This is a genomic window from Lentzea sp. NPDC092896 (genome assembly GCF_044754905.1).
GTDB lineage: Bacteria > Actinomycetota > Actinomycetes > Mycobacteriales > Pseudonocardiaceae > Lentzea.
Map to the genome: position 1 here is coordinate 198301 of NZ_JBIVPX010000009.1, position 21738 is coordinate 220038.

Below are 21738 nucleotides of genomic sequence, written 5' to 3' on the forward strand. Positions count from 1 at the left end.
AATATGCGCTGGTAGACGCTGTGACGGAGATCGCGTACCGGATTTTCGCCTTTCCGAAACATGTCAACACGAGACGCTCTCGTGGCGCTATTCCGGCGCCAAACGCAAAGTAGTCGCCGTTTCAACGAAACGGCGACTACTCGGAAAATCAGCAACTAGTGGGCGAGCACGTGCAGGATCCTCACCGGCTTCTTCGGCAGGCCGTCCAGCAGACCGTCCGGCTGCGGCACGATCCCGGCCTTCACGATCCGGTCGAGCGTGTCCATGCCATAGGTGACGTGGCCCATGACCGTGTAGTTCGGCGCGATGTTGGCGAACGAGTGCACGATGAAGAACTCGCTGCCGTTCGTGCCCGGCCCCTGGTTCCCGTACGCGATCGTGCCGCGAGGGTAGGTCTCCTTGCCCGTCACCTCGTCGGCGAACCGGTAGCCGGGCCCGCCCTCCTCGGCGCGGTAGATGTCGCCGCACTGCAGCACGCCCAGGCGCGTGGTGTCGGTCAGCCGCCAGCACTGCGACATCGTGTAGAACCAGCTCCGCGCCAGGTGGGCGAAGTTCTCCACGCCGCACGGGGCGTTGGCGCGGTCGAGGTCCGCGACGACCACGCCGTAGTTCGTCACGATGGTGACCTTCACCGTGCCGCGGGCGGGCACGACGGCGCTGGGCGGCTGGACCGGGCGTGCGGCCGGGTTGTCCGGCGTCGGGATGAACTCGCAGCGCGCCGTGGGCGTGGCCGGCGCGGCGGACGCGACCGGGGCGAGGACGACCATCATCAGGACAGCGAGCAGTAGCCTCATGACTGCCGACCGTAGCCGCCCGAGCATCAGACGGGAACGGTTTCACGCTGCTCAACCGGGGCCTGCCGGCGCTTCGGCTTGCGTTCCAGCCACCACTGCGAAAGCAGCAGCGGGATCGTCCACCCGGCCCACGTCGAGATCCCGGCGACCTCGGACGGCAGGTCCGCCTCCGGCAGCCCGTCGCCCAGCCAGAGGAACACCAGCAAGCCCCAGATCCTGTTCGTGATGATCGAGACGGTCAGCGCGAAGCTGCGGATCATCCACTTGCGGTGGTCGCGGAACTGACGCTGCCGCGCCGCACGCCACGCCAGCCACGTGAACGTCAACCACAGCACCGCCAGCAGCACGCTGCTGACCATCGCCACCGGGCCGTACGGCGTCATGTAGCCGATGACCAGGCCGGACAGACCGGCGGGCAACACTCCGGCAAACACGTACACACGGCCGATGCGGCGGTGCCACGTGGGAAAGCGGCCACGGAACCACGGCCAGATCTGCACCACGCACGTGAGGATGGCGATCGACGCGCAGACGACGTGCACGACGAGCAAGGGGTAGTGCGGTCCCCAGTCCGACTGCACGCGTGCCTGCAGCCGATCACCGGTCAAGTAGGGCGGCAGCGAGAACGCCACGAAGGCCACCACCACGAACGCCAACGGTCCCACCCAGGGCTTGCGCAACCACGTCATGGCGCCACCATGGCGATCTCCGCTGACCGATCGCGCACCGCTCGCTGACGTGCCCTTCTGACACCGCGCTGACATCTGACGGGGTGTAGCTGTCAGATCGCTGTGAGCGCTGCTCAGCAGTGTCAGCGCCATGAAGTCGACAGCCCTGATCGCCGCGGCCGCGTTCACGCTCCTCATGGCGCCGGACGCGCAGGCGGCGTCCTGCAGCGGGCGTGGATGCAACGACAAGGACCCGGTGTCCGCCGGTTGCGCAAGCGGTTCCACGACGGCTGACACCGCGCCCATGTACACGGGCGGCACCGCGGAGCTGCGCTGGTCACCTGGTTGCAGGACGAACTGGGTGCGGATCTCGAACTACTCGGGCGGCGACTCGGCTCTGCGCATCACCGTGTGGTCCGGCAGCGACCACGTCGGCTTCGTCGCGGCGGGAACGCCGGGAAACCACTGGGGAAACATGGTCCACGCGCCCGGCTGCGCCCGTGGCGAGGTGCTCTACGTCGACTCGAACGGCGTGCACCGCACCGCCCGTCTCGCGTCGAGCGCTTGCTGAGGGGGCGCGCCGTGACCGGCTACATCACCGACTGACCTTCCGCACCTGGCAAAGATCGAGGGAGAAGCATGTTCATCAGGATCGCCAGCACCGTGGGCACCGCGGCGCTCGTCATGGGCGCGCTGCTCGGGATCGCGTCGCCGGCGAACGCCGAGACGAACCCGAGCTGCGGCTCGGTCACGCAGATCGGCAGCACCGCGTACATCAAGTCGGGTGGCACGACGATCGCGTCGGTGAAGCAGTTCAAGGGCTGCAACAAGAACTGGGCCTACACCTACGTGTGGGAGGGCTTCCGCAACTCGCACAGCGGCAACTGGTGGGCCTGCTCCGGCGTCTCCACCAGCTCCGGCCTCGCTGACTTCAAGTGCGGCGGGAACCACCAGAAGGAGGTCTGGTCCTCCGGTGCCAACACGCTGACCCAGTGCACCAAGGGCTACGGCGAGCTCAGCTGGTCCGGCGGTGAGGGTTCCGCGGCGACTGACCAGCGCTGCTGATCAGTCGCAGGACCGCTCTTAGGCCGATTTTTACTGCCGTGGCACATCGTGATCCAAGTTCCGTCGAATGTTCGGGTTAACGAGGGGAAGTCATGAACGTCAAGAGGATCATCTCAGGGGTCGCAGGCCTCGCGATCGGTATGGGCGTGCTGGTGCTCGGTGGGCCGCAGGCCAGCGCCGCCACCAACTTCGAGCTGCCGTTCCCGTGTGGACAGACGTGGTCGGGACAGACCAGGACCAACCACAGCCCGCAGCTGGCGCTCGACCTGAACCGCAGCGCGGACGAGGGTGACGCGGTCGTGGCGTCCGCGTCCGGCACGGTCAGCAAGGTCCGCAACGAGGGCAGCACGAGCTACGGCCGCTGGATCGAGATCGACCACGGCAGTGGCTGGACCACGCGCTACGCCCACCTCTCCGCACAGCGGGTGTCGGTCGGCCAGAACGTCTCGCAGGGCCAGACCATCGGCAATGTCGGCAACACCGGCGGCTCGACCGGCGCGCACCTGCACTTCGAGCAGCTGCTGAACGGCACGCCGCAGAAGATCAAGCTGTCCGGGACGACGGTTCTGTACTACGGCACCAAGAACTACAAGTCGAACAACAAGTGCGGCGGCGGTGGCACCACCAACCCGTACACCCCCGAAGAGGCCTGCGGCGACGGCTACAAGGTCATCGACGGCGCGAACGTGACCGGTGCCCGCGTGTCGCTGCTCTACAACGCGGCCAACGGTTACAACTGCGTGGTCACGATCAAGACCACCAAGATCGGCGCCGCGTCGGACGTCGGCGCGTTCCTCGAGGTCCAGGGCGATGCCCGCACGACCGACCGCGACGACTACGGCTACTACGCCGGCCCGGTCAAGAAGAAGGCCCCCGGCAAGTGCGTCAAGTGGGGCGGCATGGTCGGTTCTTCCAGCTACACCAGCGGTTTCGAGCACTGCGGCTGATTTTCTCCGGGTTCCTTAAGTAGAAGGGCTCACGGTGTTAAGAAGACTGACCTTCGTAGCGCTCGCAGGTGCGCTGCTCAGCGTGTTGTTCGGCACGGCTCCGGCGAACGCGGCGACGGCCCGCAACGGAGTCTGCGAGGCAGGGGAGTTCTGCCTCTACTTCAACAGCGACCAGCAGGGTTCGGTGTCGGACTTCGACACGTCGATCTCCGACTACGGCGACAGCCAACCGTCCTGCTACGACTTCAAGAGTGCGGGCAACGGCCAGGGCGTCTGCGTGAAGAACAACGCGGCCGCCGTCTGGAATCGCATGGGCAGCACGGTCACCGTGTTCTTCAACAGCGGGTACGGCGGCACCAGCCAGGCCATCGGGGCCGGTGCCAAGGCGAACCTCAAGGCAGGGTTGAAGAACGAGAACGCGTCGCACCGGATCGGATCGCCGGCCGAGGCTCGTGACGGCGTCTGCAACGACGACGAGTTCTGCCTGTACTACAACAGCGACCAGGACGGTTCGGTCTCCGACTTCGAGACCTCGGTCGCGAACTACGGTGACAGCCAGCCGAGCTGCTACGAGTTCAAGGGTTCCGGCAACGGTCAGGGCGTGTGCGTGAAGAACAACGCCGCGTCGGTCTGGAACCGCACCAGCAAGCCCGTCACCGTGTACTTCAACAGCAACTACGGTGGCACGAACCAGACGATCGCGGCGGGCGGCAAGGCCAACCTCAAGGCGGGCCTGAAGAACGAGAACGCCTCCCACCGCATCGGCGACAGCGGCGGCGGCGACCCGGACCCCGACCCGGGCGACCCCGGTCCCTACCCGACGCCGCCGGAGAACACGAACCCGTCGCAGGCGGTTCGCGCTCCGAACGCCTCTGCCCGCACGGCGTTCGTGCGCACGCAGATCGCGGACCTGACCGGTGAGCGTCAGTGCTACGTGGGCGATTACCGTCCGGGCGAGTCCTCGACGAGCAACCACAACACCGGCAACGCGCTCGACTGCACCATCTCGAACGCGATCGGCCAGTACCCCAACGCCTCGCAGGAGGCGCAGGGCTGGAAGCTCGCGAACTGGCTGAAGCAGCACGCGGTCCGGCTCGACGTCCGCTACGTGATCTGGGACGGCAAGATCTGGAGCGTGGCCCGTGCGTCCGAAGGCTGGCGCACCTACACCGCGGGCAGCGGTGTGACGGGTGGTCACTACGACCACGTCCACGTCTCGATGCAGAACCCTTACGGCGACTGATCAGCTGATCAGGCTGTCCAACAGGTTGTCCCGACGCAGACCGGGTGTGCCGAGCAGTTCGGCCGCCCGGTCCGCGTGCTTTTCCAGCCCTGCCTTGGCGAGCACGAGACGGGCGACACCCTCGCCGTAACGGTCCCCGCGAGCGCTCGTGATCTCCAGGCAGCGTTCAGCGTCCTTTGTGGCCGGTTCAGGTCTCCCCGCGGCCAGCAGCACTTCCGCACGGCACAGCAGCGCCTGCCACTCGTCGTTGTGCTCGCCCGTCACGCGGCACAGCTCGATGCACTCGCTCAGCGCGGCCTCGGCCTCGGCCAGCCGCCCGAGCTTGAACAGCGCCTGCCCCTGCGACGCCAGCGCGTAGGCAGTGCCGGCCTCGTCCGCGTGCTCACGGGCGTGCCCGAGGCTCTGCACGGCGGCGTCGAGCGCCTGGTCGTACCGTCCGGCCACCTGGTGCACCTGGGCCAGCGCGGACAACGGGACCCGTTGCGCGCCGGCCGGTCCGTGCTCCTCGGTGAGCTTGATCGCCTGCGCCAGGGTCTCCGCGGCCTGCTCCAGCTCACCCAGTTCCCGCTGGATCGTGCCGATGCCGGCGAGCGCGCGGCCCTGCCCGAACGGGTCGTCGGCGCGCGCCTCCAGCACCTCTTCCAGCTGCGCGCGGGCGGTCTCGAACGAGCCGATCCTGCGGTTCGCGGCCGACCGCACCAGAAGCGCCGTCTGCAACGCGGCCGAGCTTCCGACGGTGCGGGCGGCCTGGTCCGCGATCTGGCCCAGCTCGACCAGCTCCGCGACTCTGTCCTGTTTGAACAGATGCGGGTAGAGCATGTGCGCGATCGCCAGGGAGTGGTCGGCCAGTGCCGGTTCCGCCACCGCCGAACGCGCTGCCGCCAGCAGGTTCTCGGCCTCGTCGGTCAGCCACCGCAACGGCTCGTCGAGATCGCCGGCAGCGGCGTACCCCAGCGCGCCGTAAGCGTGCGGCCGCAGCTTCTTCAAGGCAGCGGCAAGGGTTTCGCGGTAGTGCGTGAGCGCACGGGCGAGAGCGTCGTGCCTCTCGTCGTTCACCTGCTCGGCGCCGAACAACCGCAGCAGGTCGTGCACCCGGTACCGCTCCGGCCCACAGGGCTCCACGAGTTTGGCGTCCACCAACGGATCCAGCGCGCGGTCCACGTCGTCCTGGCCGAGCAGCGCCTGGGCCACCGACTCGCTGACGGAAGGCACGTTCAGGCAGCACAGCAGGGTGAACGCCCTGGTCGAGCCGGCGTTCAGGCCCTCGAAGCCCAGCTGGAAGCTCGACCGGACACCCAGGTCGTCGAAGTGCAGCTCGTCCAGCCGATGACGCTGGTCCGCGAGCCGTTTCGCCAGCGTCGCGGTCGTCCAGTCCGGCCGGGACCGCAGCCGTGCGGCCGCGATCGTGAGGGCGAGCGGCAGGTAGTCGCAGGCCTTCGCGACCTGCTCCGCCGCCGGGCTGTCGTCTCCCAGCAACCGCAGCGCGTCGTCCCGCGGCAACGGGTCGAGCCGCACGTGCCGGGCGCTCAGCGTGGCCAGCATCCGGCGGCTGGTGATCAGCACGGCGGAACCCGGTTCGCCGGGCAGCAGCGGGCCCACTTGAGCCGCGTCCACCGCGTTGTCCAGCAGCACCAGCACTTTGCGCCGGGCCAGCGTCGACCGGTACAGCGCGGCCGCCTCGGACGGGTCCGTCGGCACGGCCAGCGGCGGGGTGCCCAAAGCGCGCAGGAACCGCCTGATCACCTCGGCGGGGGAGAGCGGCGAACGACCCGGTGTGGCGCCGTGCAGGTCCACGTACAACTGTCCGTCCGGGAAACGTTCGGCCATCGCGTGCGCCGCGGCGGTGGCGAGCGCGCTCTTGCCCTGACCGCCCGGTCCGTGCACGGCGATCACGGTGTCCGGGGCCTCGGTGATCAGTTCGATCTCCGCCCGGCGCCCCACGAACGGGTCGGGTCTGGCGGGCAGTTCGCGCGGCACGGCCGGGATGTCGCCCTGCAGGATCGCGGCGTGCAGATCCTTGAGCTCCTGGCCGGGATCGAGCCCGAGTTCCTCCGCCAGGAGCCGGCGGCCCTCGTCGTACGTCCTGAGCGCGTCCGCCTGCCGTCCGCTGCGGTGCAGGGCCACCATGAGCGCTCCGCGCAGCCGTTCCCTGGTCGGGTGCGCGGCGACGTACCCGGTCAGCTCTCCGATGATCTCGTGGTGCCGGCCGTCCTTGATCGCGCGGTCGGCGCGGCGCTCGACCACCCCGAGCCGCTCTTCCTCCAGCTGGTTCGCGAGCTGGGTGTTCGTGGTCAGCTCGGCCAGCGCCGGTCCGCGCCAATGCGCCAGCGCCTCGTCGGGGTCCTGGGCGTCGCGGAAGAGCTGCAGGTCGAGCGACCGGTCGGGGACGTCGAGCCGATAGCCCTGCCGCGACCACTCCAGCGACACGCCGGGAAGGTCCTTCAGGGCTCTCCTGAGCTGCGAGACGTGCACCTGCACGGCCTTGCGCGCGCTGGCGGGCGGATCGCCGTCCCAGAGGACCGACATGAGGTGGTCGACGCTGACGGTCTGACCGGTGTGCAGGAGCAGCAGCACCAGGACCTGTCTCGGCTGGCCAGCGGGAATGCGGACGTCCCGCCGCCCGTGTGTGACCAGCAGCGGTCCCAGCACCCCGAACCGAACGCCGTCCACGGCTCTCACGATAGTCCGTTGATCGCCGCTCTCACCCCGCCCAGAACGAGCAACGGTCAACGACGAAGGTCGCTTACCGACCAACGGGTCGGAAATATCGGTGGTACGAGGTGCGTGAATCACGGCCAAGCAGCGAAAAGTCGTGCGAAAATCGATCGGGGACCACCCGCGGGCACGGATCGTCGACACCCGAGATCAACGCGGAAAGCAGAACCGTGATTTGCGGTAGCGTCGTATTAGTGGGTCACCTCATTGGAGTAACGACGGTGCCGCGATCATCCCAAGTCGGGCATCATCACGTGGCTCGACCAAAGTCGTAGAACGAGGGGTCTCGTGTGACCATCTTCCGTACCGGCCACACCGGGGCGTGGTGGATGTACCTGGTGGCAGGTCACCTGCTGCTGGGTGTCTACTACCTGATTCCGGTCAGTCCCGCGGGGACAACGGGGCAAACGGTACGGGTGGTGCTCTACTGCACGATCAGCGCGTCGGCCGCGATCGCGACATTCGCCGGTGTCAAGCGCAACCGCCCCCAATGGCGGCGGCCATGGGTGTTCCTCGCACTCAGCCAGGTCGTTTACGCGATCGCCGACCTCACGTTCTACGCATCGCACTACATCTTCGAGTACACGGTTTACCCGTCGTACGCGGACATCTTCTACCTGGGCCATTACCCGTTGATGGTGGCGGGTGTGATCCTGCTGATCCGCCGCCGCACCCCGGGACTCGACCTGCCGAGCCTGCTCGACGCCGCCGTCCTCGCGGTCGTCGCGGGCATGGCGTCCTGGCTCTACGTGATCGGCCCGCAGGCCCGTCTCACCTCACCGGTCCTGGTGAAGATCGCCTCGCTCGGCTACCCGATGATGGACCTGGCGCTGTTCGTGGTGGCGCTGCGACTGATCTTCGGGGCAGGACCTCGGCCGCGCGCGTTCGTCCTGCTGACGGCCAACCTGCTGGGCATCCTGACCGCGGACACCATCTACGTGCTGCAGCGCCTCGACGGCAGCTACCACGCGGGCAACTTCCTCGACGCCATCTGGTTGTCGGCGAACCTGTGCATGGGCGCGGCGGCGTTGCACCCGACGATGGCGCGGCTCGTCGACCGGGCGCACGTCAAGGACGTCGGCCTGAGCCGCGGCCGGATCATCGCGCTGTGCTCGGCCGCCCTCGCCGCGCCGGTGCTGATGCTGGTGCACGACGTCGGCCAGTCGTCGCAGGACGTCCTGGTGATCGCCGCGGGCAGCGCGCTGCTGTCGCTGCTCATCATCGCGAGGCTCGCGGGGCTCGTCGCGGACCAGCGCAAACTCGCGATCACCGACAGCCTCACCGGCCTGCACACGCGCCGGTTCTTCGAAGCCCAGCTGCCGTTGGAGATCTCCCGCGCCCGGCGCAACGACGGGTCGGTCGCGGTGTTCATCATCGACGTCGACCGCTTCAAGTCCATCAACGACAACTACGGCCATCCCGCCGGCGACGACGTGCTGATGGAGGTCGCGGCCCGGCTGCGCGCGGCTTCCCGATCCGGTGAAGTCCTCGCTCGTTACGGTGGCGAGGAATTCGCGCTGCTCGTCCCGGAAGCAGGCCCCGGCCGGTTGTCCGTGATCGCGAACCGGTTGCGCGAACGCGTCGCGGAAAAGCCGATCCCGGTCAACTCGGGCAACGACGACATCCCGTTGTCCGTCACGGTGTCGGTCGGCTCGGCGAGCTTTCCGACGCACGGCGACGGTCCCGACGACATCGTCGTGATCGCGGACCGCGCTTTGTACGCGGCGAAAGCGGCGGGTCGCAACAGGATCGCGGTGGGCCCGGAGCCGTTGCCCGCGGTCGACCCGGACACCGACGGCGCGATGGCGGAGTTCCTCTGTCAGGTCGCGGACCGGGTGGACGGCTGGCTGCACCGCTACGACCACAGCCGTTCGGTGTCGCGCTGGGCCGGTGTGGCGGCGGGGGAGTTCGGGCTGGACGCGCCGACGACGAGGGTCGCGCAGCTCGCCGGTCGCCTGCACGACATCGGCAAGGTCATCATTCCCGAGGTCGTGCTGACCAAGCCCGGCGCGCTGTCCGAAGAGGAATGGCGGCTGCTGCGCCAGCACCCCGACTTCGGCTACCGGCTCGCCAGGATGGTGCCGGGGTTCGCGGGCGTGGCGCACGTGATCAGGCAGCAGCACGAACGCTACGACGGCGCCGGCTATCCGGACGGGCTGCGCGGCGCGGACATCCGTGCGGAAGCAAGGATCCTGTCCGTCTGCGTGGCGTGGGCCGCGATGCGGTCGAATCGTCCACATCAGACCGCACTGGACGAGAACCGGGCACGACGGGAACTCTGGGCAGGCCGGGGCGAACAGTTCGATCCGGACGTAGTGGACATGTTCCTCGACCTGCACACCCAGGGCAGCATCGGAATGTTGCGTCCGTCCGGTTTGTCCGTTCAGGAGGCGGGTTTTCCGGCGGAGTTCAGGCCTTGATCAACTGACGATGGCATGCTTCGCGCCATGAGCACGGAGTTCGCCATCCCCGCCGAGGTCCCGAGTCCGGAACGACCGGCGCCGCCTGGCGGGCCGGTGGGCAGGTGGCTGCTCGCGGACCGCGTGGCGCCGTCCGGTCCGGAGAGCCACGAGTCGCACGCCAAACCGCACCCGTGGTGGAAGGTCATGACGCTCACCGGCGTCGACTACTTCTCCACCCTGTCGTACCTGCCCGGCATCGCCGCTCTGGCCGCCGGCGCGTTGTCCCCGCTGGCGACGCTGCTCATCGTGGCGCTGACGCTGCTCGGCATGCTGCCGATGTACCGGCGGGTGGCGCGGGAGAGCCCGAACGGCCAGGGCTCCGTGGCGATGCTGGAGGACCTGCTGCCGTTCTGGCGCGGCAAGATCTTCGTGCTGGTGCTGCTGGGGTTCGTGGCGACGTCGTGGATCATCACGATCACGCTGTCGGCGGCCGACGCCTCGGTGCACGCGCTGGAGAACCCGTACGTGCCGGAGTCGCTGCACGGCGCCGAGCTCTGGCTGACGATCGTGCTGCTGCTGATCCTCGGCGGCGTGTTCCTGATGGGCTTCAGCGAGGCCGTGGGCGTCGCGATCCCGTTGGTCGCGGTGTTCCTCGCCCTGAACGCCGTGCTGGCCGTGGTGGGGCTCGTGGACGTCTTCGCGACGCCGGACGCGCTTGATCGCTGGATCTCGGCTCTGGGCTCGCACGGTGGCGGGGTCTTCGGCGTCATCGGGCCGGCGGTTCTGGCGTTTCCGTTGCTGGTGCTCGGTCTGTCCGGCTTCGAGACCGGCGTGAGCATGATGCCGCTGGTCGCGGCGGACGGGAAGACGCCGGAGGAGCGCCTGGAGAGCCGGGTGCGCAACACCCGCAAGCTGCTGACGACCGCCGCGTTGATCATGTCCGTCTACCTGGTCGCGACGTCGTTCATCACCACCGTGCTGGTGCCGCAGGAGAAGTTCGCGCCCGGTGGTCCCGCGAACGGCCGTGCGCTGGCGTATCTCGCGCACGAACTGCTCGGCGAGGCGTTCGGCACGGTCTACGACATCAGCAGCATCCTGATCCTGTGGTTCGCCGGCGCCTCGGCGATGGCGGGTCTGATCAACATCGTGCCGCGTTATCTGCCCTCGTACGGCATGGCGCCGGAGTGGGGACGCGCCGTTCGTCCCGTCGTGATCGTCTACACGGTCATCTGCATCATCATCACGATCATCTTCAACGCCGACGTGAACGCGCAGGCCGGCGCCTACGCCACCGGCATCCTGGCGATGATGGTCTCCGGCTCGTTCGCCGTGACGGTGTCCGCGTGGCGCAAGGGGCAGCGGGGCGCGGGGATCGGCTTCACCGTGCTGACGCTGGTGCTGCTGTACGCGTTGGTGGAGAACGTGATCGAGAAGCCGGACGGCATCACGATCTCGTTCGGCTTCATCCTCGGCATCGTGGTGATCTCACTGGTGTCGCGGATCTCCCGCACGACCGAGCTGCGCGTCGACAAGATCAAGTTCGACGAGGACGCGCGGAGGTTCATCACCGACACGATCGAGAACGACGGGCGCATCACGTTGATCGCGAACCGCCGCCAGGCCGGTGACAAGGCGGAGTACGACGAGAAGGAGTCCGAGCAGCGCGGCATGAACCCGGTGCCGGGCTCGGCGGACGTGATGTTCCTGGAGATCGACATCGTCGACCCGTCGGCGTTCAGCAACGTGCTGTGCGTGACCGGCGTCGAGGTGGACGGGCATCGCGTTCTGCGTGCCTCCGCTCCTGCCGCGCCGAACGCGATCGCGGCGATCCTGCTGGCGTTGCGCGACTCGACCGGCGTGATCCCGCACGCGCACTTCGAGTGGTCGGAGGGAAACCCGCTGGGGCACCTCTTCCGCTACCTGATCCTCGGCCGCGGCGATACGCCTCCGGTGGTACGGGAAATCATCCGCTCGGCTGAATCGGATCCGACTCGACGGCCACGCGTGCACGTCGGTTAGCTGGAAGACTCCCCCTGTACGTCCGACTACAGGGGGAAGGACGCCATGTCGCGCAAGTTGTTGGTAGCACTCATAGTTCTGGGAACGGCGGTGTCGGGGATCGCTCCCGCCGCCGCCGATTCCGCTTTCCGGCCAGTACGATCATGCGCTGACCTGGTCCGTTCGTTCGACGTTCCGGACGCTCGCACCCAGGTCACGTCGGCCGCGGTTGTCGCCGGTGCCACGGAGTTCTGCGACGTCCGCGGCACGATCTCACCGAACATCGGCTTCCAGCTGAAGCTGCCGACCCGTGGCTACCAGGGCCGCTACCTCCAGTACGGCTGTGGCGGATTCTGTGGAATCACCCGCGATCCGGCCTTTCCCGCCGGCTGCGGTCCCGCTTTCGGTGACGCCGCGGTGGCGGCCACGGACGACGGTCATCAGGTCTCGCTGGAGAACCCGTTCGACGCGACCTGGGCCGCCAACGACCAGAAGGCCCGCGACGACTACTTCTTCCGCGCGCCCCACGCGTTATCGAAGGTGTCCAAGCACATCATTTCGGTGTTCTACGGCAAGGCGCCGGTGAAGTCGTACTTCAACGGGTGCTCCAACGGCGGGCGCGAGGGCCTGCTGCTGGCCCAGCGCTACCCGCGTGACTTCGACGGCATCATCGCGGCCGCGCCCGCCGGGTACTACGGCGCGCTGATCGGCTACCAGGCGTGGATCGCGCGCAACACCATCCCGAACGACAAGATCTTCGTGCTGCACAACGCGGTCATGGCGGCCTGCGACGGACTGGACGGCCTGGTGGACGGCCAGATCGACGACCCGCGCCTGTGCGAGTTCGATCCGGGAACGCTCGCGGGCCAGTTGACCGACGACGAGATCGCCCGCGTCCGCCGTCTCTACGCCGGACCGGCAGACCAGGGCGTGCGGCTCTACCCCGGCGGTCAGCCGTACGGCTCGGAGATCTCGTGGACCTTCTGGCTCAACCCGTCGCCCGGCCTGGGCAGGGGAGTCGCCGCGGAACTGGCGGACAACGGCCTGAAGCACCTCCTCTACCCGATCGGCAAGCCGCACTCGTCACTCGAGTCCTTCGAGTTCACCACGCGCGAGTTCCGGCGCCTGGTGCCCGAGACCGTGAAGGCGAACGCCCTGTCGCTGGACCTGCGCGCGTTCCAGCGCGCCGGCGGCAAGTTGCTCATCTGGCACGGCGCGGGAGACCAGGGCATCCCGTTCGAGAGCACGCTCGACTACTGGCAGCGGCTGACCGGCGGCAGGAACCCGTCCTGGGCAAGGCTCTTCGTCGTGCCGTCGATGTGGCACTGCGACGGCGGCGACACCCTCACCACCTTCGACCCGTTCCGCGCGCTCGTGTCGTGGGTCGAGGGCGGCCAGGCGCCGTCCCGGATCATCGCCGAAGGCCGTGACCAGGATGGCAACGTCGTGCGCACTCGTCCGGTGTTCCCGTATCCGTTGCGCGCCAAGTACGACGGAACGGGCTCGGTGGACGACGAGGCGAACTTCGTTGCCGCACCCGGGTTCGGGTTCAGGGACCGCATCCGCTGGGCCGGTGAGGACCTCTACCGGTCCGGGCCCGTCGCGCCCTAGCGGAACTTCTGGATGGCAGCGGTGATGGCACGGTCCATGCTGCTGCCATTCATGATCTCGTGGCCGGCGTCGTTCAGGATGACCAGTTCGGCGTCGGGCCACCTCTTCGCCACCTCCCACGCGGTGTGCAGCGGTCCGCCGAAGTCGTTGCGGCCGTGGATGAGCACACCGGGGATGCCCTTGAGCCTGTCCAGGTTGTCGAGGATGTGGTTCGGCTCGATGAACGCCTCGTTGCCCCAGTAGTGGGTCACGGTTCGTGCGAGCCGGTAGCGCGTGACGGGGTCGGCGTACCTCGTGCCCTCGAAGTCGTTGTCGCCGCCCGTGATCGTGGACAGGTCCCACTTGCTCCAGTCCCAGGCAGCCCTCTCCCTGACTGCCGGGTCGGGTGAGTTGAGGAGCCTGTTGTAGGCCAGGGCCAGGTTGCCGTCGCGGTCTTCCTCCGGGACGCCGTCGCGGAAGGCGTCGAAGTAGTCGGGGAAGAACATGCCGAGGCCGCGGGTGATCCACGCGTGCTCCTCGGGGCGGGAGGTGGTCACCGCCGGGATGATGATCTCGCTGACCCTGGTGGGGTGCTGGATGGCGTAGGCGAGGATCAGGGTGGAACCCCAGGAACCGCCGGCCAGCAGCCACTTCTCGATGCCGAGGTGCTCACGGAGCTTCTCGGCGTCGTCGATCAGGTGCTGGGTGGTGTTGTGCTCCATGCTGGTCGCGGGGTCCGCGACGGACGGGGTGCTCCGGCCGCAGCCGCGCTGGTCCCAGAGGATCAGGTTCCAGTGGTCCGGGTCGAAGTCCTCGCGCCAGCGGGGATGTGAGCCGGATCCTGGGCCGCCGTGGAACACGCACGCCGGTTTGCCGTCCGGATTGCCGCTGGCCTCCCAGTGCACGAGCTGGCCGTCGCCGACGTCGAGCATGCCCTGGGCGTAGGGCTCCACCTGTGGGTGCATGGCGGCGAGGCTAGTGAGGAGACGCCGACACGCCCACTGCGTTTCGCAGCGGACGTGTGATTGGCGTACCGGTCCTGGTGCGGTGTCAGGACTTCTGCTTGGCGCTGATCTGGTCCAGCACCTCGGACTGCGACACGATGATCTTGCCCGCCAGCGCCTTCGAGCCGATGTGCTCGCCCTTGGCCTGCGCGTTCTTCGCCATGTCCACGCCACTGCGGAGGTGACGGGAGAGGGTGGCGAGGAAGAGGTCGTCGTACTGCTTGCCGGTGGCGGACTTCAGCGCCTCGACGTCCTTGACGGTCATCATGCCCGCCATCTTGTGCGTGGCGTTGGCGTCGTCGCCGGGCACCTGGATGTTCCAGCTGCGCAGGTAGGTGGCCATCTGCTCGATCTCGCCCGACTCGGCGTTGGCGATCTTGTCGGCCACGTTGATGACGAACTCGTCCTTGGACTTCGTCATGGCGACCTTGGCGATCTCGATCGTCTGGCGGTGGTGCGGGATCATCTGCAACGAGAACGTCGCGTCCGCCTCGTTGGCCGCCGGTTCGCCGGAGTTGCCGCCGCCGACCGATGAACAGCCCGTCAGCGCAAGCAGCCCTAGCACGATGATGAGCAGACGCGCTCGCATGAAGCCTCCCGTCTCGCGGTTCCCTGACGAGGGATACGGGTGGCCGAAGTGTCCGGTTCAGCGAAAGTTTCGGAACCTAAGTGGTTCGGTGCAGTTCGAGTGCGGCCAGCACGCCCTGGACCACGTCGGGATGGCCCAGCGGAAGCGGTGCCCGCGTGTCGCCGGCATGGGCGATGACGTGGGCGAACGGCGCGGTCACCGCTACCTCGGGGTCGACCAGCAGGACCGAGCGGACGAGGTCCGGATGGGCGGCCACCAGTTCGATGACGTCGGCCGCGATCGGTCCGCTGGCGACCACGTCGAGCACGGTCCTGGTGTCGTCCCTGTGCCTGGTCAGCACGGTGTCCACTGTGGACTTCCAGGTCGGCGCCGCGGGAACCCGCAGCCACACCACCCGCAGGTAGTCGGTCAGTGGTCGCCAGGTCGCGGGAATCTCGTTGTGGACCGCTTCTCCGGCTGGATCGATCACGAGGACCGTGGGGGCACCCGCGGGTCCGTCGGCGACAACGCCGGGGCCGGCCGCCCTGCTGGGCTCGTCGAATTCGCGCATGTCGTGGGGTTACCCAGTGGGCGGGAGTTCGTACCAGTGGACCGACTGGTCTGATCCGGTGACCCGAATGGCGGAGCGATAGGACCACTTGCTTGCGTGGACTTGTTGGTGTGCACCATTTTTCGTTCGCGTCCGGTGGTTACTTGACCACTTTCTGAACACCGGTTTATGGTCTAGACCACAGACCGAAACTGGATCGGCGAGCGCATCTGAGGCGCTCCCGGTTCCCGCCCCCTGCCTACGGGTCCATCCCGTCTGGGAACGATCCAAGGAGTTCGGACGAATGAAAATCATGCGTAAAGCGGTGCTGCTCATGGCCGCTGTCCCTGCCATCGTCCTCATCACGCCGGTCGGTTCGGCGAGCGCACACGGTTACGTGTCGTCGCCGGCCAGCCGTTCGGCGCAGTGCGCCAGGGGCGACGTCTCCGTCGACCTGTGCGGTCAGGCGAAGTACGAGCCGCAGAGCGCCGAGGGCCCCAAGGGCCTGAAGAACTGCAGCGGCGCGAACGGCGCGTTCGCGCCGCTCGACAACGACGGGCTGCCCTGGAAGGTCACCAACACCGGCCAGACCCTGTCTCTGACCTGGACCTTCACCGCCCGGCACGCCACGCGCGACTACGAGTACTTCATCGGCGGCACGCGCGTCGGTTACGTCGCCGGCAACAACCAGCAGCCGAACAACCCGACCACGCACACGATCAACCTCGGCGGGTTCTCCGGTCGCCAGAAGCTCTACGCCATCTGGAACATCGGCGACACGGTGAACGCGTTCTACTCGTGCATCGACCTCAACATCAACGGTGGCGGCACGACCCCGCCGCCCACCACCACGACCACCACGCCTCCTCCCACCACCACGACGAGCACGACCACGCAGCAACCGCCCGCCGGTGGCACGTGGGCGCCGAACACGTCGTACGCGGTCGGCTCCACCGTCACCTACGGCGGCTCGACCTACCGCTGCCGTCAGGCGCACACCTCGCTGACCGGCTGGGAACCGCCGAACGTGGCGGCGCTGTGGGAGAAGATCTGATCCGATGAAGCGCCTGGTGATCGCGGTCGCGGTCCTGGCGCTGGCGGGGTGCGGCGGAGAGGCGATCGTGCCGGAGGGCCAAGGGGCTCACGGGCACGGCGCGTCTTCCGCCGCACCACCCGTTCCGGGTGCCAGCGCGAGGTTCAACGACGCGGACGTGATGTTCGTGCAGATGATGGTGGACCACCTGCAGCTCGGCATCAGCCTTTCGCAGGTGGGCCTGGCGAAGGCGACCAAACCGGAGGCGAAGGACCTCGCGAGCGCGATCGACGTGACCCAGCGCGAGGAACTCACGATGCTCAAGTCGTGGCTGAAGCTCTGGGACAAGCCGGAAGGCGACGGTGCCAACCTGCACGCCGCCCACGGTGGTCAGCCGCTGCTCGACGACAAGGTCATCAACGAGACCAAGGACAAGAGCGGAGCGGAGTTCGACCTCAACTTCCTCAACCTGATGGCCGGGCATCAGGGTGCCGCGGTGGAGATGGCCCTCACCGAGAAGAAGGACGGCATGAACCCGGAGACCACGGCCTATGCGGAACGGGTGATGACCACTCGGCAGGGCCAGGTCGCGCAGATGCTGAAGGTTCTCGGCGGATAGTGGCTTGGCGCGGAAGGTTGCCGGGGGAATTCGCGGTCAGACGGGGGCACCGCGTGGTGCCCTGCTGAGCGTGAATCACCTCGCCGACGTTCCGCGTCACGCCACTGGACTCAACGGCCGCGCGTCAGTTCGCTGAGCGCGGCCTCGACCTGTTCCTTCGCCGCCTTGTGCATCCACCCGAACCCGAGTTCCCGCTGCGCTGTCAGCAGCAACTCCTCGGCCAGCGCCGGATCGCCCCGGCGCTGGGCGATCTTGGCGAGCCCGGCGTTCGCGAGCGCCCGCGTGGCGGACAGGCCCGCCTGCGTCGCCATCGCCAGCGCCTGGTGGTAGTCGCGTTCCGCCTGGGCCTCGTCGATGTCGAGCAACCGGTCGGCCCGCCGTCCCCGCAGCTCGGCGAGTTCCTCCTGCGCACCCAGTTCGGCGACGGCGCGCAGCGCCTGGTCCGTCAGCGCGAGGGCCTCGGCCGGGTCCTCGGTCAACGTGGCCAGCACGTCCAGGACCTGGGCCGAGCCCCAGCGTTCGCCCAGTTCCTGGAACAGCCGCAACGCCTCGCGGGACTGCTGGATCGCCAGCGGGCGGTCGCCGCGCACGGTCCAGCCGGTGTAGGAGTTGCTGAAGCCGATCAGGCCCTTGATCCAGGGGTCCTCGCTGCTCTCGATCTCGTCCTGCAACGCGGTGCGCGGCGCGGACGGGTCGGGCGGGCCGGCGAGCATCGCCCACGCGATGAGCACGAACGGCTGCCTGATCGGGCCGCGCAACTCGACGAACTTCTCCTGCACGCGTTCCGGATCGGCCAGTGCCAGCAGGATCGCGTATTCCTCTGTGGACTGTTCGGGCACCCGCGCCAGCAACTTCTGGGCCGCGCCCTGGACCTCCGTGCGGCTGCCCTTCACGTACCAGTACCAGGCCAGGTCGCTGACGAGCCGCAACGCCTGCTCCGGCGCGAACGAGGTGGTCCATTCCAGGGCCTGCACCAGGTTCGCGTGCTCGGCCGTGAGCCGGGTGAACCACCGCACCTGATCCCGTTGGCGCAGCTCGGGATCCGCGCGGCGGGCCAGTTCCTGGAAGTACGCGGCGTGCTCGGCGTCGACGCGCTTGTGCTGCGAGCAGAACTCGCGGATGGTCTCCAGCATCCGGTACCGGCCGTCGGTCGCCTCCACCAACGACTTGTCCACCAACGCGTCCAGCACCTCGATGTCGTGCCGGCAGACCTCCTCGACGGCCTCCAGGGTCGCCCCGCCGCTGAACGTGGCCAGGCACGCGGCCAGGTCGCGTTCGTCCTGCGACAGCAGGTCCCAGGACCACTCGACGACCGCGCGCAGGGTCTGGTGGCGGGGTGCTGCGGCGCGGTTCCCCTTGGTGAGCAGGCGGAATCGGTCGTTCAGGCGGTCGGAGATCTCCTCGGTGGTCAGCGTGCGGGTGCGTGCCGCGGCCAGTTCGATCGCCAGCGGCAGGCCGTCCAGTTCCCGGCAGATGTCGATGGTGTGCTGATCGCGCACGAACGCGGGGTTGACCAGGCGGGCGCGGTCGGCGAACAGCGCCACGCTCTGCTCGGGGTCCAGCGGCGGCACCGGGCACAGCGTCTCGCCGGTGATGCCGAGCGCCTCCCTGCTGGTGGCGAGGATGCGCAACGACGGGCACGTGCTGAGCAGGTGCCCGGCCAGCTGGGCGGCCTGCACGATCACGTGCTCGCAGTTGTCCAGGATCAGCAACGTGTCGCGTTCGCGCAGGGCCAGCGTCAGGCGGTCTTCGGGCTCCAGCACGGTTTCCTTGAGCCCCAACGCCTGCAGGGCCGCCGCCGCGACGTCCTTGACCGGCGCCAGGTCCACGAAGATCGCGCCGGGACCGGCGGCCTGCAGCGCGAGCCTGGTCTTGCCCGCGCCGCCAGGACCGGTGAGGGTGATGAGACGGGACGAGAGCGCGGCGATCCGCGCGAGTTCCTCCTGCCTGCCAACGAAGTTGGTGAGCTGGGCCGGCAGTTCTCGGTGGGTCTGGCCGCGCAGGACCTGCAGGTGCACTGCGCGCAGTTCGGGGGACGGGTCGGTGCCCAGTTCGTCGGCCAGCACGGCGCGCGCGTCCTCGAACGCCTGCAACGCCTCGGCCTGGCGGCCCTGCTGGTTCAGCGCCTGCATCAGGTAGCCGCGCAGGCGTTCGTCCAACGGGTTCTGCCGCACCAGGTCCTGGATCTCCTGAACGTCCGCCTTGCCGAGCCGGATCCGTGCGGCGATCAGCGAACCCGAGGCGGCGGAGCGTTGCTCTTCCAGGCGAGTCGCGTGGTCCGCCAGCGGAACGTCGGCGAGCGCGGGACCGCGCCAGAGCTGAAGTGCTTCGGACAAAAGGGATTCCGCCGCCTGCGAGTCGCCCTGCTCCAACGCCTGCCGGCCCTCTGTCGCCAGCGCGACGAACCGGTGCGCGTCGACCTGGGAGGCGGGCAGCGCCAGGCGATAGCCGGCCGGGTGGAACTCGATCAGCGACGTGTCCCCGAGCGCCCGGCGCAAGCGCGAGACCTGGCCCTGCAAGGCATTCGCGGCGTCGGATGGCGGTTCGGAGCCGTAGAGCTCGTCGACCAACCGGTCAAGCGGGACGATTTCCCCCACCCGGATCGCGAGCAGCGCCAGCAGGGTGCGCGGCCGTGGGCCACCCACCGCGATCTTGCCGTCGGGAGAGTGCGCTTCAACTGGCCCGAGGATGCCGATGTGCACGGTGTCAGCGTACGAAGCGTCCGGGACTCGTACCCAGCACACGGCGAAAGTGGCGTGTGAGGTGCGACTGGTCGTGGAACCCGGCCAGCACCGCCACCTCCGCCGCCGGCCGTCCCTCGATGAGATAGCCGCGGGCGAGATCCACCCGGCGCCCGGTCAGGTAGCGGTGCGGCGGCAGCCCGAACCGGCGGCTGAACGCCCGCACCAGGTTGGTCGGGCTCGTCTGCAACTCCCGCGCGGCCTCGTTCAGGGTCATCCCGTCCGGCAGTGAGGCGTCCAGCAGTTGCCGCAACCGGTCGGCGAGCGTCGGATCCGCGTGCACGACGGGCGCGGTGCCGGCGAAGTGGTGCGTGAGGCGTTCGGTGATCAACGCCAGCCTGCTCGCCGCCTCGAACGGCTCGTCCAGCGTCAGGTGCAGCTGGTGGATGCGTTGGCGCAGCAGTGGATCGGGCAGCATCGGTGTGTCGACGGCCTTGCCGATCAGATCGGACGGCAGCACCGAGTCGTCCAGGTACAGCACGCGCTTGTGGAACCCGGTCGGGTGCGCGGACCGGCCGTCGTGCGGCACGTGCGGTGGCAACAGCGTGACGCCGTCCACGAGCGCGCCGTGCTCGTGACGGTCCAGTTCGTACCGAACGGCGCCGGTGTCGAGCACCATCAACGTCCACGCGTCGTGCGTGTGCGCGGGGTAGACGTGCGTGGTGAAGGAGGCGTGGAAGACCTCCTTGATGCCTTCCACGTCCGGCCGCCAAGCCGTGACGCTCATGTCAAAAACGTACAAGACCGCACGGCCGGGTGCCCGCGATCGTGGAGTCCATGTTCGACACCAAGATCGCTGTGCTGCTGCGGGACGACCTGGCCGGCTGGCAGGCGCTGAACGTGACCGCGTTCCTCGTCAGCGCGCTGCCCGCGGAACTCAGGGGCGAGCCCTACGTCGATGCCGACGACGTGCACTACCTGCCGATGTTCGGCCAGCCCGTCGTGGTGCTCCAGGGGGACCAGGGCCTGCTGAAGAAGGCCCACGAACGCGCCCTCAACCGCAGTCAGCCGATGAGCATCTTCACCGCGGACCTGTTCGCGACCGGCAACGACGAGGACAACCGCGCGGCCGTGCGCAAGGTGCACACCCAGGACCTCGACCTGGTCGGCATCGCGGTGCACGGCCAGAAGAACGCCGTGGACAAGATCCTCAAGGGCGCCCGGATGCACCCCTGACCAAACCGCGTTCTAATTCTGAGCGTGATCAAGCTGCTCCGGATGGCCGTGTTCCTGCTGGTGCTTTCGGCAGAGGTGTACCTGGTGGTCGTGCTGGGCGACAGGTTCCAGCCGGCCAACCACTTCAGCTACTTCACGGTGCTGTCGAACCTGTTCGCGGCCGTGGTGGCGCTGCTCGGCGCGTTCAGGGCGGTGTCGCCGCAGATCCGGGGCGCTGCCGTGCTCTACATGGCCACCACCGGACTCGTGTACTCGTTCCTGCTGCAGGGCATCGACGTGCAGACCCCGGCCTATGCGAACTGGGTGCTCCACATCATCGTGCCGATCCTCGTCGCGGTGGAGTGGCTGCTCGCGCCCGAGAAGACCCGGCGGTGGTGGATCTGGCTGTCCTTCCCGCTCGCCTACCTGGTGTACACGCTGGTCAGGGGCCCGATTGTGGGCTGGTACCCCTACCCGTTCATGGATCCCCGTCGGAACGGCTACGCCGATGTGCTCCTGACCTGCGTGTTCGTCGCCGCGGTCTTCATCGTGCTGGCCTTTGCCGTGTCGTGGGTGGGGACCAAATTGGCCCAGAAACGCAGCGTCTCCTTGTCCCACGACCAGGGCCAATAACCGTCCTACGGTC

Annotated in this window: 19 protein-coding genes; 11 read left to right on the forward strand and 8 right to left on the reverse strand. The window is 68.2% G+C overall.

Features of this window, described 5'->3' with window-relative positions:
* Positions 1 to 155 precede the first annotated feature (155 nt).
* Together ACIQF0_RS35810 and ACIQF0_RS35815 are read right to left on the reverse strand one after the other, a co-directional pair.
* Positions 156 to 794: a peptidylprolyl isomerase gene (locus ACIQF0_RS35810; protein WP_401037169.1), complete on the reverse strand. Its 639-nt coding sequence runs from the start codon at positions 792 to 794 to the stop codon at positions 156 to 158.
* Positions 795 to 820: 26 nt separating this feature from the next.
* Positions 821 to 1483, reverse strand: coding sequence for a DUF2306 domain-containing protein (locus ACIQF0_RS35815; protein ID WP_401037171.1), 663 nt, complete (start codon positions 1481 to 1483; stop codon positions 821 to 823).
* A gap of 130 nt (positions 1484 to 1613) precedes the next feature.
* Between ACIQF0_RS35815 and ACIQF0_RS35820 the strand changes: the two genes are divergently transcribed.
* The 4 genes from ACIQF0_RS35820 to ACIQF0_RS35835 all read left to right on the forward strand — a co-directional run bounded on the left by ACIQF0_RS35820 (position 1614) and on the right by ACIQF0_RS35835 (position 4717).
* Positions 1614 to 2033 (forward strand): DUF2690 domain-containing protein, encoded by a 420-nt coding sequence (locus tag ACIQF0_RS35820; RefSeq protein ID WP_401037174.1) that lies wholly within the window; start codon positions 1614 to 1616, stop codon positions 2031 to 2033.
* A gap of 68 nt (positions 2034 to 2101) precedes the next feature.
* Positions 2102 to 2527: a hypothetical protein gene (locus ACIQF0_RS35825; RefSeq protein ID WP_401037177.1), complete on the forward strand. Its 426-nt coding sequence runs from the start codon at positions 2102 to 2104 to the stop codon at positions 2525 to 2527.
* Between the two features lie 92 nt (positions 2528 to 2619).
* Positions 2620 to 3474, forward strand: coding sequence for a M23 family metallopeptidase (locus ACIQF0_RS35830; RefSeq protein WP_401037180.1), 855 nt, complete (start codon positions 2620 to 2622; stop codon positions 3472 to 3474).
* 34 nt (positions 3475 to 3508) lie between these two features.
* A complete protein-coding gene (locus ACIQF0_RS35835) occupies positions 3509 to 4717 on the forward strand; it encodes a peptidase inhibitor family I36 protein (RefSeq protein WP_401037182.1) in 1209 nt (402 codons plus the stop codon).
* Here the strand turns inward: ACIQF0_RS35835 and ACIQF0_RS35840 are convergent, their stop codons facing one another.
* The gene (locus tag ACIQF0_RS35840; RefSeq protein WP_401037184.1) at positions 4718 to 7387 is read right to left on the reverse strand and encodes a BTAD domain-containing putative transcriptional regulator; all 2670 of its coding nucleotides are present in this window, start codon (positions 7385 to 7387) and stop codon (positions 4718 to 4720) included.
* A 335-nt stretch (positions 7388 to 7722) separates the two neighbouring features.
* Between ACIQF0_RS35840 and ACIQF0_RS35845 the strand changes: the two genes are divergently transcribed.
* Genes ACIQF0_RS35845 through ACIQF0_RS35855 form a run of 3 tightly spaced genes read left to right on the forward strand, consistent with a single transcriptional unit; the run spans position 7723 to position 13443 of the window.
* The gene (locus ACIQF0_RS35845) at positions 7723 to 9852 is read left to right on the forward strand and encodes a diguanylate cyclase (RefSeq protein ID WP_360043787.1); all 2130 of its coding nucleotides are present in this window, start codon (positions 7723 to 7725) and stop codon (positions 9850 to 9852) included.
* 27 nt (positions 9853 to 9879) lie between these two features.
* Positions 9880 to 11853, forward strand: a complete 1974-nt coding sequence (locus tag ACIQF0_RS35850; RefSeq protein ID WP_401037188.1) for an amino acid transporter — start codon at positions 9880 to 9882, stop codon at positions 11851 to 11853.
* Between the two features lie 45 nt (positions 11854 to 11898).
* A complete protein-coding gene (locus tag ACIQF0_RS35855; RefSeq protein WP_401037189.1) occupies positions 11899 to 13443 on the forward strand; it encodes a tannase/feruloyl esterase family alpha/beta hydrolase in 1545 nt (514 codons plus the stop codon).
* Here ACIQF0_RS35855 and pip read toward each other — a convergent pair.
* The 3 genes from pip to ACIQF0_RS35870 all read right to left on the reverse strand — a co-directional run bounded on the left by pip (position 13440) and on the right by ACIQF0_RS35870 (position 15565).
* Positions 13440 to 14387: a prolyl aminopeptidase gene (pip, locus tag ACIQF0_RS35860; protein ID WP_401037191.1), complete on the reverse strand. Its 948-nt coding sequence runs from the start codon at positions 14385 to 14387 to the stop codon at positions 13440 to 13442. The genes ACIQF0_RS35855 and pip overlap by 4 nt on opposite strands.
* A gap of 85 nt (positions 14388 to 14472) precedes the next feature.
* A complete protein-coding gene (locus tag ACIQF0_RS35865) occupies positions 14473 to 15015 on the reverse strand; it encodes a DUF305 domain-containing protein (protein WP_360043799.1) in 543 nt (180 codons plus the stop codon).
* A 76-nt stretch (positions 15016 to 15091) separates the two neighbouring features.
* Positions 15092 to 15565, reverse strand: a complete 474-nt coding sequence (locus ACIQF0_RS35870; protein WP_401037195.1) for a hypothetical protein — start codon at positions 15563 to 15565, stop codon at positions 15092 to 15094.
* 283 nt (positions 15566 to 15848) lie between these two features.
* Between ACIQF0_RS35870 and ACIQF0_RS35875 the strand changes: the two genes are divergently transcribed.
* Complete coding sequence (locus tag ACIQF0_RS35875) at positions 15849 to 16598, forward strand: lytic polysaccharide monooxygenase (RefSeq protein WP_401037198.1); 750 nt, start codon at positions 15849 to 15851, stop codon at positions 16596 to 16598.
* Between the two features lie 4 nt (positions 16599 to 16602).
* Positions 16603 to 17196, forward strand: a complete 594-nt coding sequence (locus ACIQF0_RS35880) for a DUF305 domain-containing protein (protein WP_360043808.1) — start codon at positions 16603 to 16605, stop codon at positions 17194 to 17196.
* A 110-nt stretch (positions 17197 to 17306) separates the two neighbouring features.
* Here ACIQF0_RS35880 and ACIQF0_RS35885 read toward each other — a convergent pair whose 3' ends face one another.
* Both ACIQF0_RS35885 and ACIQF0_RS35890 read right to left on the reverse strand, forming a co-directional pair.
* Positions 17307 to 19898 carry a BTAD domain-containing putative transcriptional regulator gene (locus tag ACIQF0_RS35885; protein ID WP_401037201.1) on the reverse strand — a complete coding sequence of 864 codons (2592 nt, stop codon included), beginning with the start codon at positions 19896 to 19898 and terminating at the stop codon, positions 17307 to 17309.
* 4 nt (positions 19899 to 19902) lie between these two features.
* On the reverse strand, positions 19903 to 20664 hold the full coding sequence (locus tag ACIQF0_RS35890; RefSeq protein WP_401037204.1) for an AraC family transcriptional regulator: 762 nt from the start codon (positions 20662 to 20664) through the stop codon (positions 19903 to 19905).
* Between the two features lie 50 nt (positions 20665 to 20714).
* Between ACIQF0_RS35890 and ACIQF0_RS35895 the strand changes: the two genes are divergently transcribed.
* On the forward strand, positions 20715 to 21113 hold the full coding sequence (locus ACIQF0_RS35895; protein WP_401037207.1) for a DUF2000 family protein: 399 nt from the start codon (positions 20715 to 20717) through the stop codon (positions 21111 to 21113).
* A 24-nt stretch (positions 21114 to 21137) separates the two neighbouring features.
* Positions 21138 to 21725, forward strand: a complete 588-nt coding sequence (locus ACIQF0_RS35900; protein WP_401037210.1) for a Pr6Pr family membrane protein — start codon at positions 21138 to 21140, stop codon at positions 21723 to 21725.
* Positions 21726 to 21738: the final 13 nt, after the last annotated feature.

Excerpts from the sequence above, each read along its gene's own strand:
- ACIQF0_RS35810 (WP_401037169.1), bottom strand. The coding sequence starts at position 794 with ATGAGGCTACTGCTCGCTGTCCTGATGATGGTCGTCCTCGCCCCGGTC.
- ACIQF0_RS35815 (WP_401037171.1), bottom strand. The coding sequence starts at position 1,483 with ATGACGTGGTTGCGCAAGCCCTGGGTGGGACCGTTGGCGTTCGTGGTG.
- ACIQF0_RS35820 (WP_401037174.1), top strand. The coding sequence starts at position 1,614 with ATGAAGTCGACAGCCCTGATCGCCGCGGCCGCGTTCACGCTCCTCATG.
- ACIQF0_RS35825 (WP_401037177.1), top strand. The coding sequence starts at position 2,102 with ATGTTCATCAGGATCGCCAGCACCGTGGGCACCGCGGCGCTCGTCATG.
- ACIQF0_RS35830 (WP_401037180.1), top strand. The coding sequence starts at position 2,620 with ATGAACGTCAAGAGGATCATCTCAGGGGTCGCAGGCCTCGCGATCGGT.
- ACIQF0_RS35850 (WP_401037188.1), top strand. The coding sequence starts at position 9,880 with ATGAGCACGGAGTTCGCCATCCCCGCCGAGGTCCCGAGTCCGGAACGA.
- ACIQF0_RS35855 (WP_401037189.1), top strand. The coding sequence starts at position 11,899 with ATGTCGCGCAAGTTGTTGGTAGCACTCATAGTTCTGGGAACGGCGGTG.
- pip (WP_401037191.1), bottom strand. The coding sequence starts at position 14,387 with ATGCACCCACAGGTGGAGCCCTACGCCCAGGGCATGCTCGACGTCGGC.
- ACIQF0_RS35865 (WP_360043799.1), bottom strand. The coding sequence starts at position 15,015 with ATGCGAGCGCGTCTGCTCATCATCGTGCTAGGGCTGCTTGCGCTGACG.
- ACIQF0_RS35870 (WP_401037195.1), bottom strand. The coding sequence starts at position 15,565 with ATGCGCGAATTCGACGAGCCCAGCAGGGCGGCCGGCCCCGGCGTTGTC.
- ACIQF0_RS35875 (WP_401037198.1), top strand. The coding sequence starts at position 15,849 with ATGAAAATCATGCGTAAAGCGGTGCTGCTCATGGCCGCTGTCCCTGCC.
- ACIQF0_RS35880 (WP_360043808.1), top strand. The coding sequence starts at position 16,603 with ATGAAGCGCCTGGTGATCGCGGTCGCGGTCCTGGCGCTGGCGGGGTGC.
- ACIQF0_RS35890 (WP_401037204.1), bottom strand. The coding sequence starts at position 20,664 with ATGAGCGTCACGGCTTGGCGGCCGGACGTGGAAGGCATCAAGGAGGTC.
- ACIQF0_RS35895 (WP_401037207.1), top strand. The coding sequence starts at position 20,715 with ATGTTCGACACCAAGATCGCTGTGCTGCTGCGGGACGACCTGGCCGGC.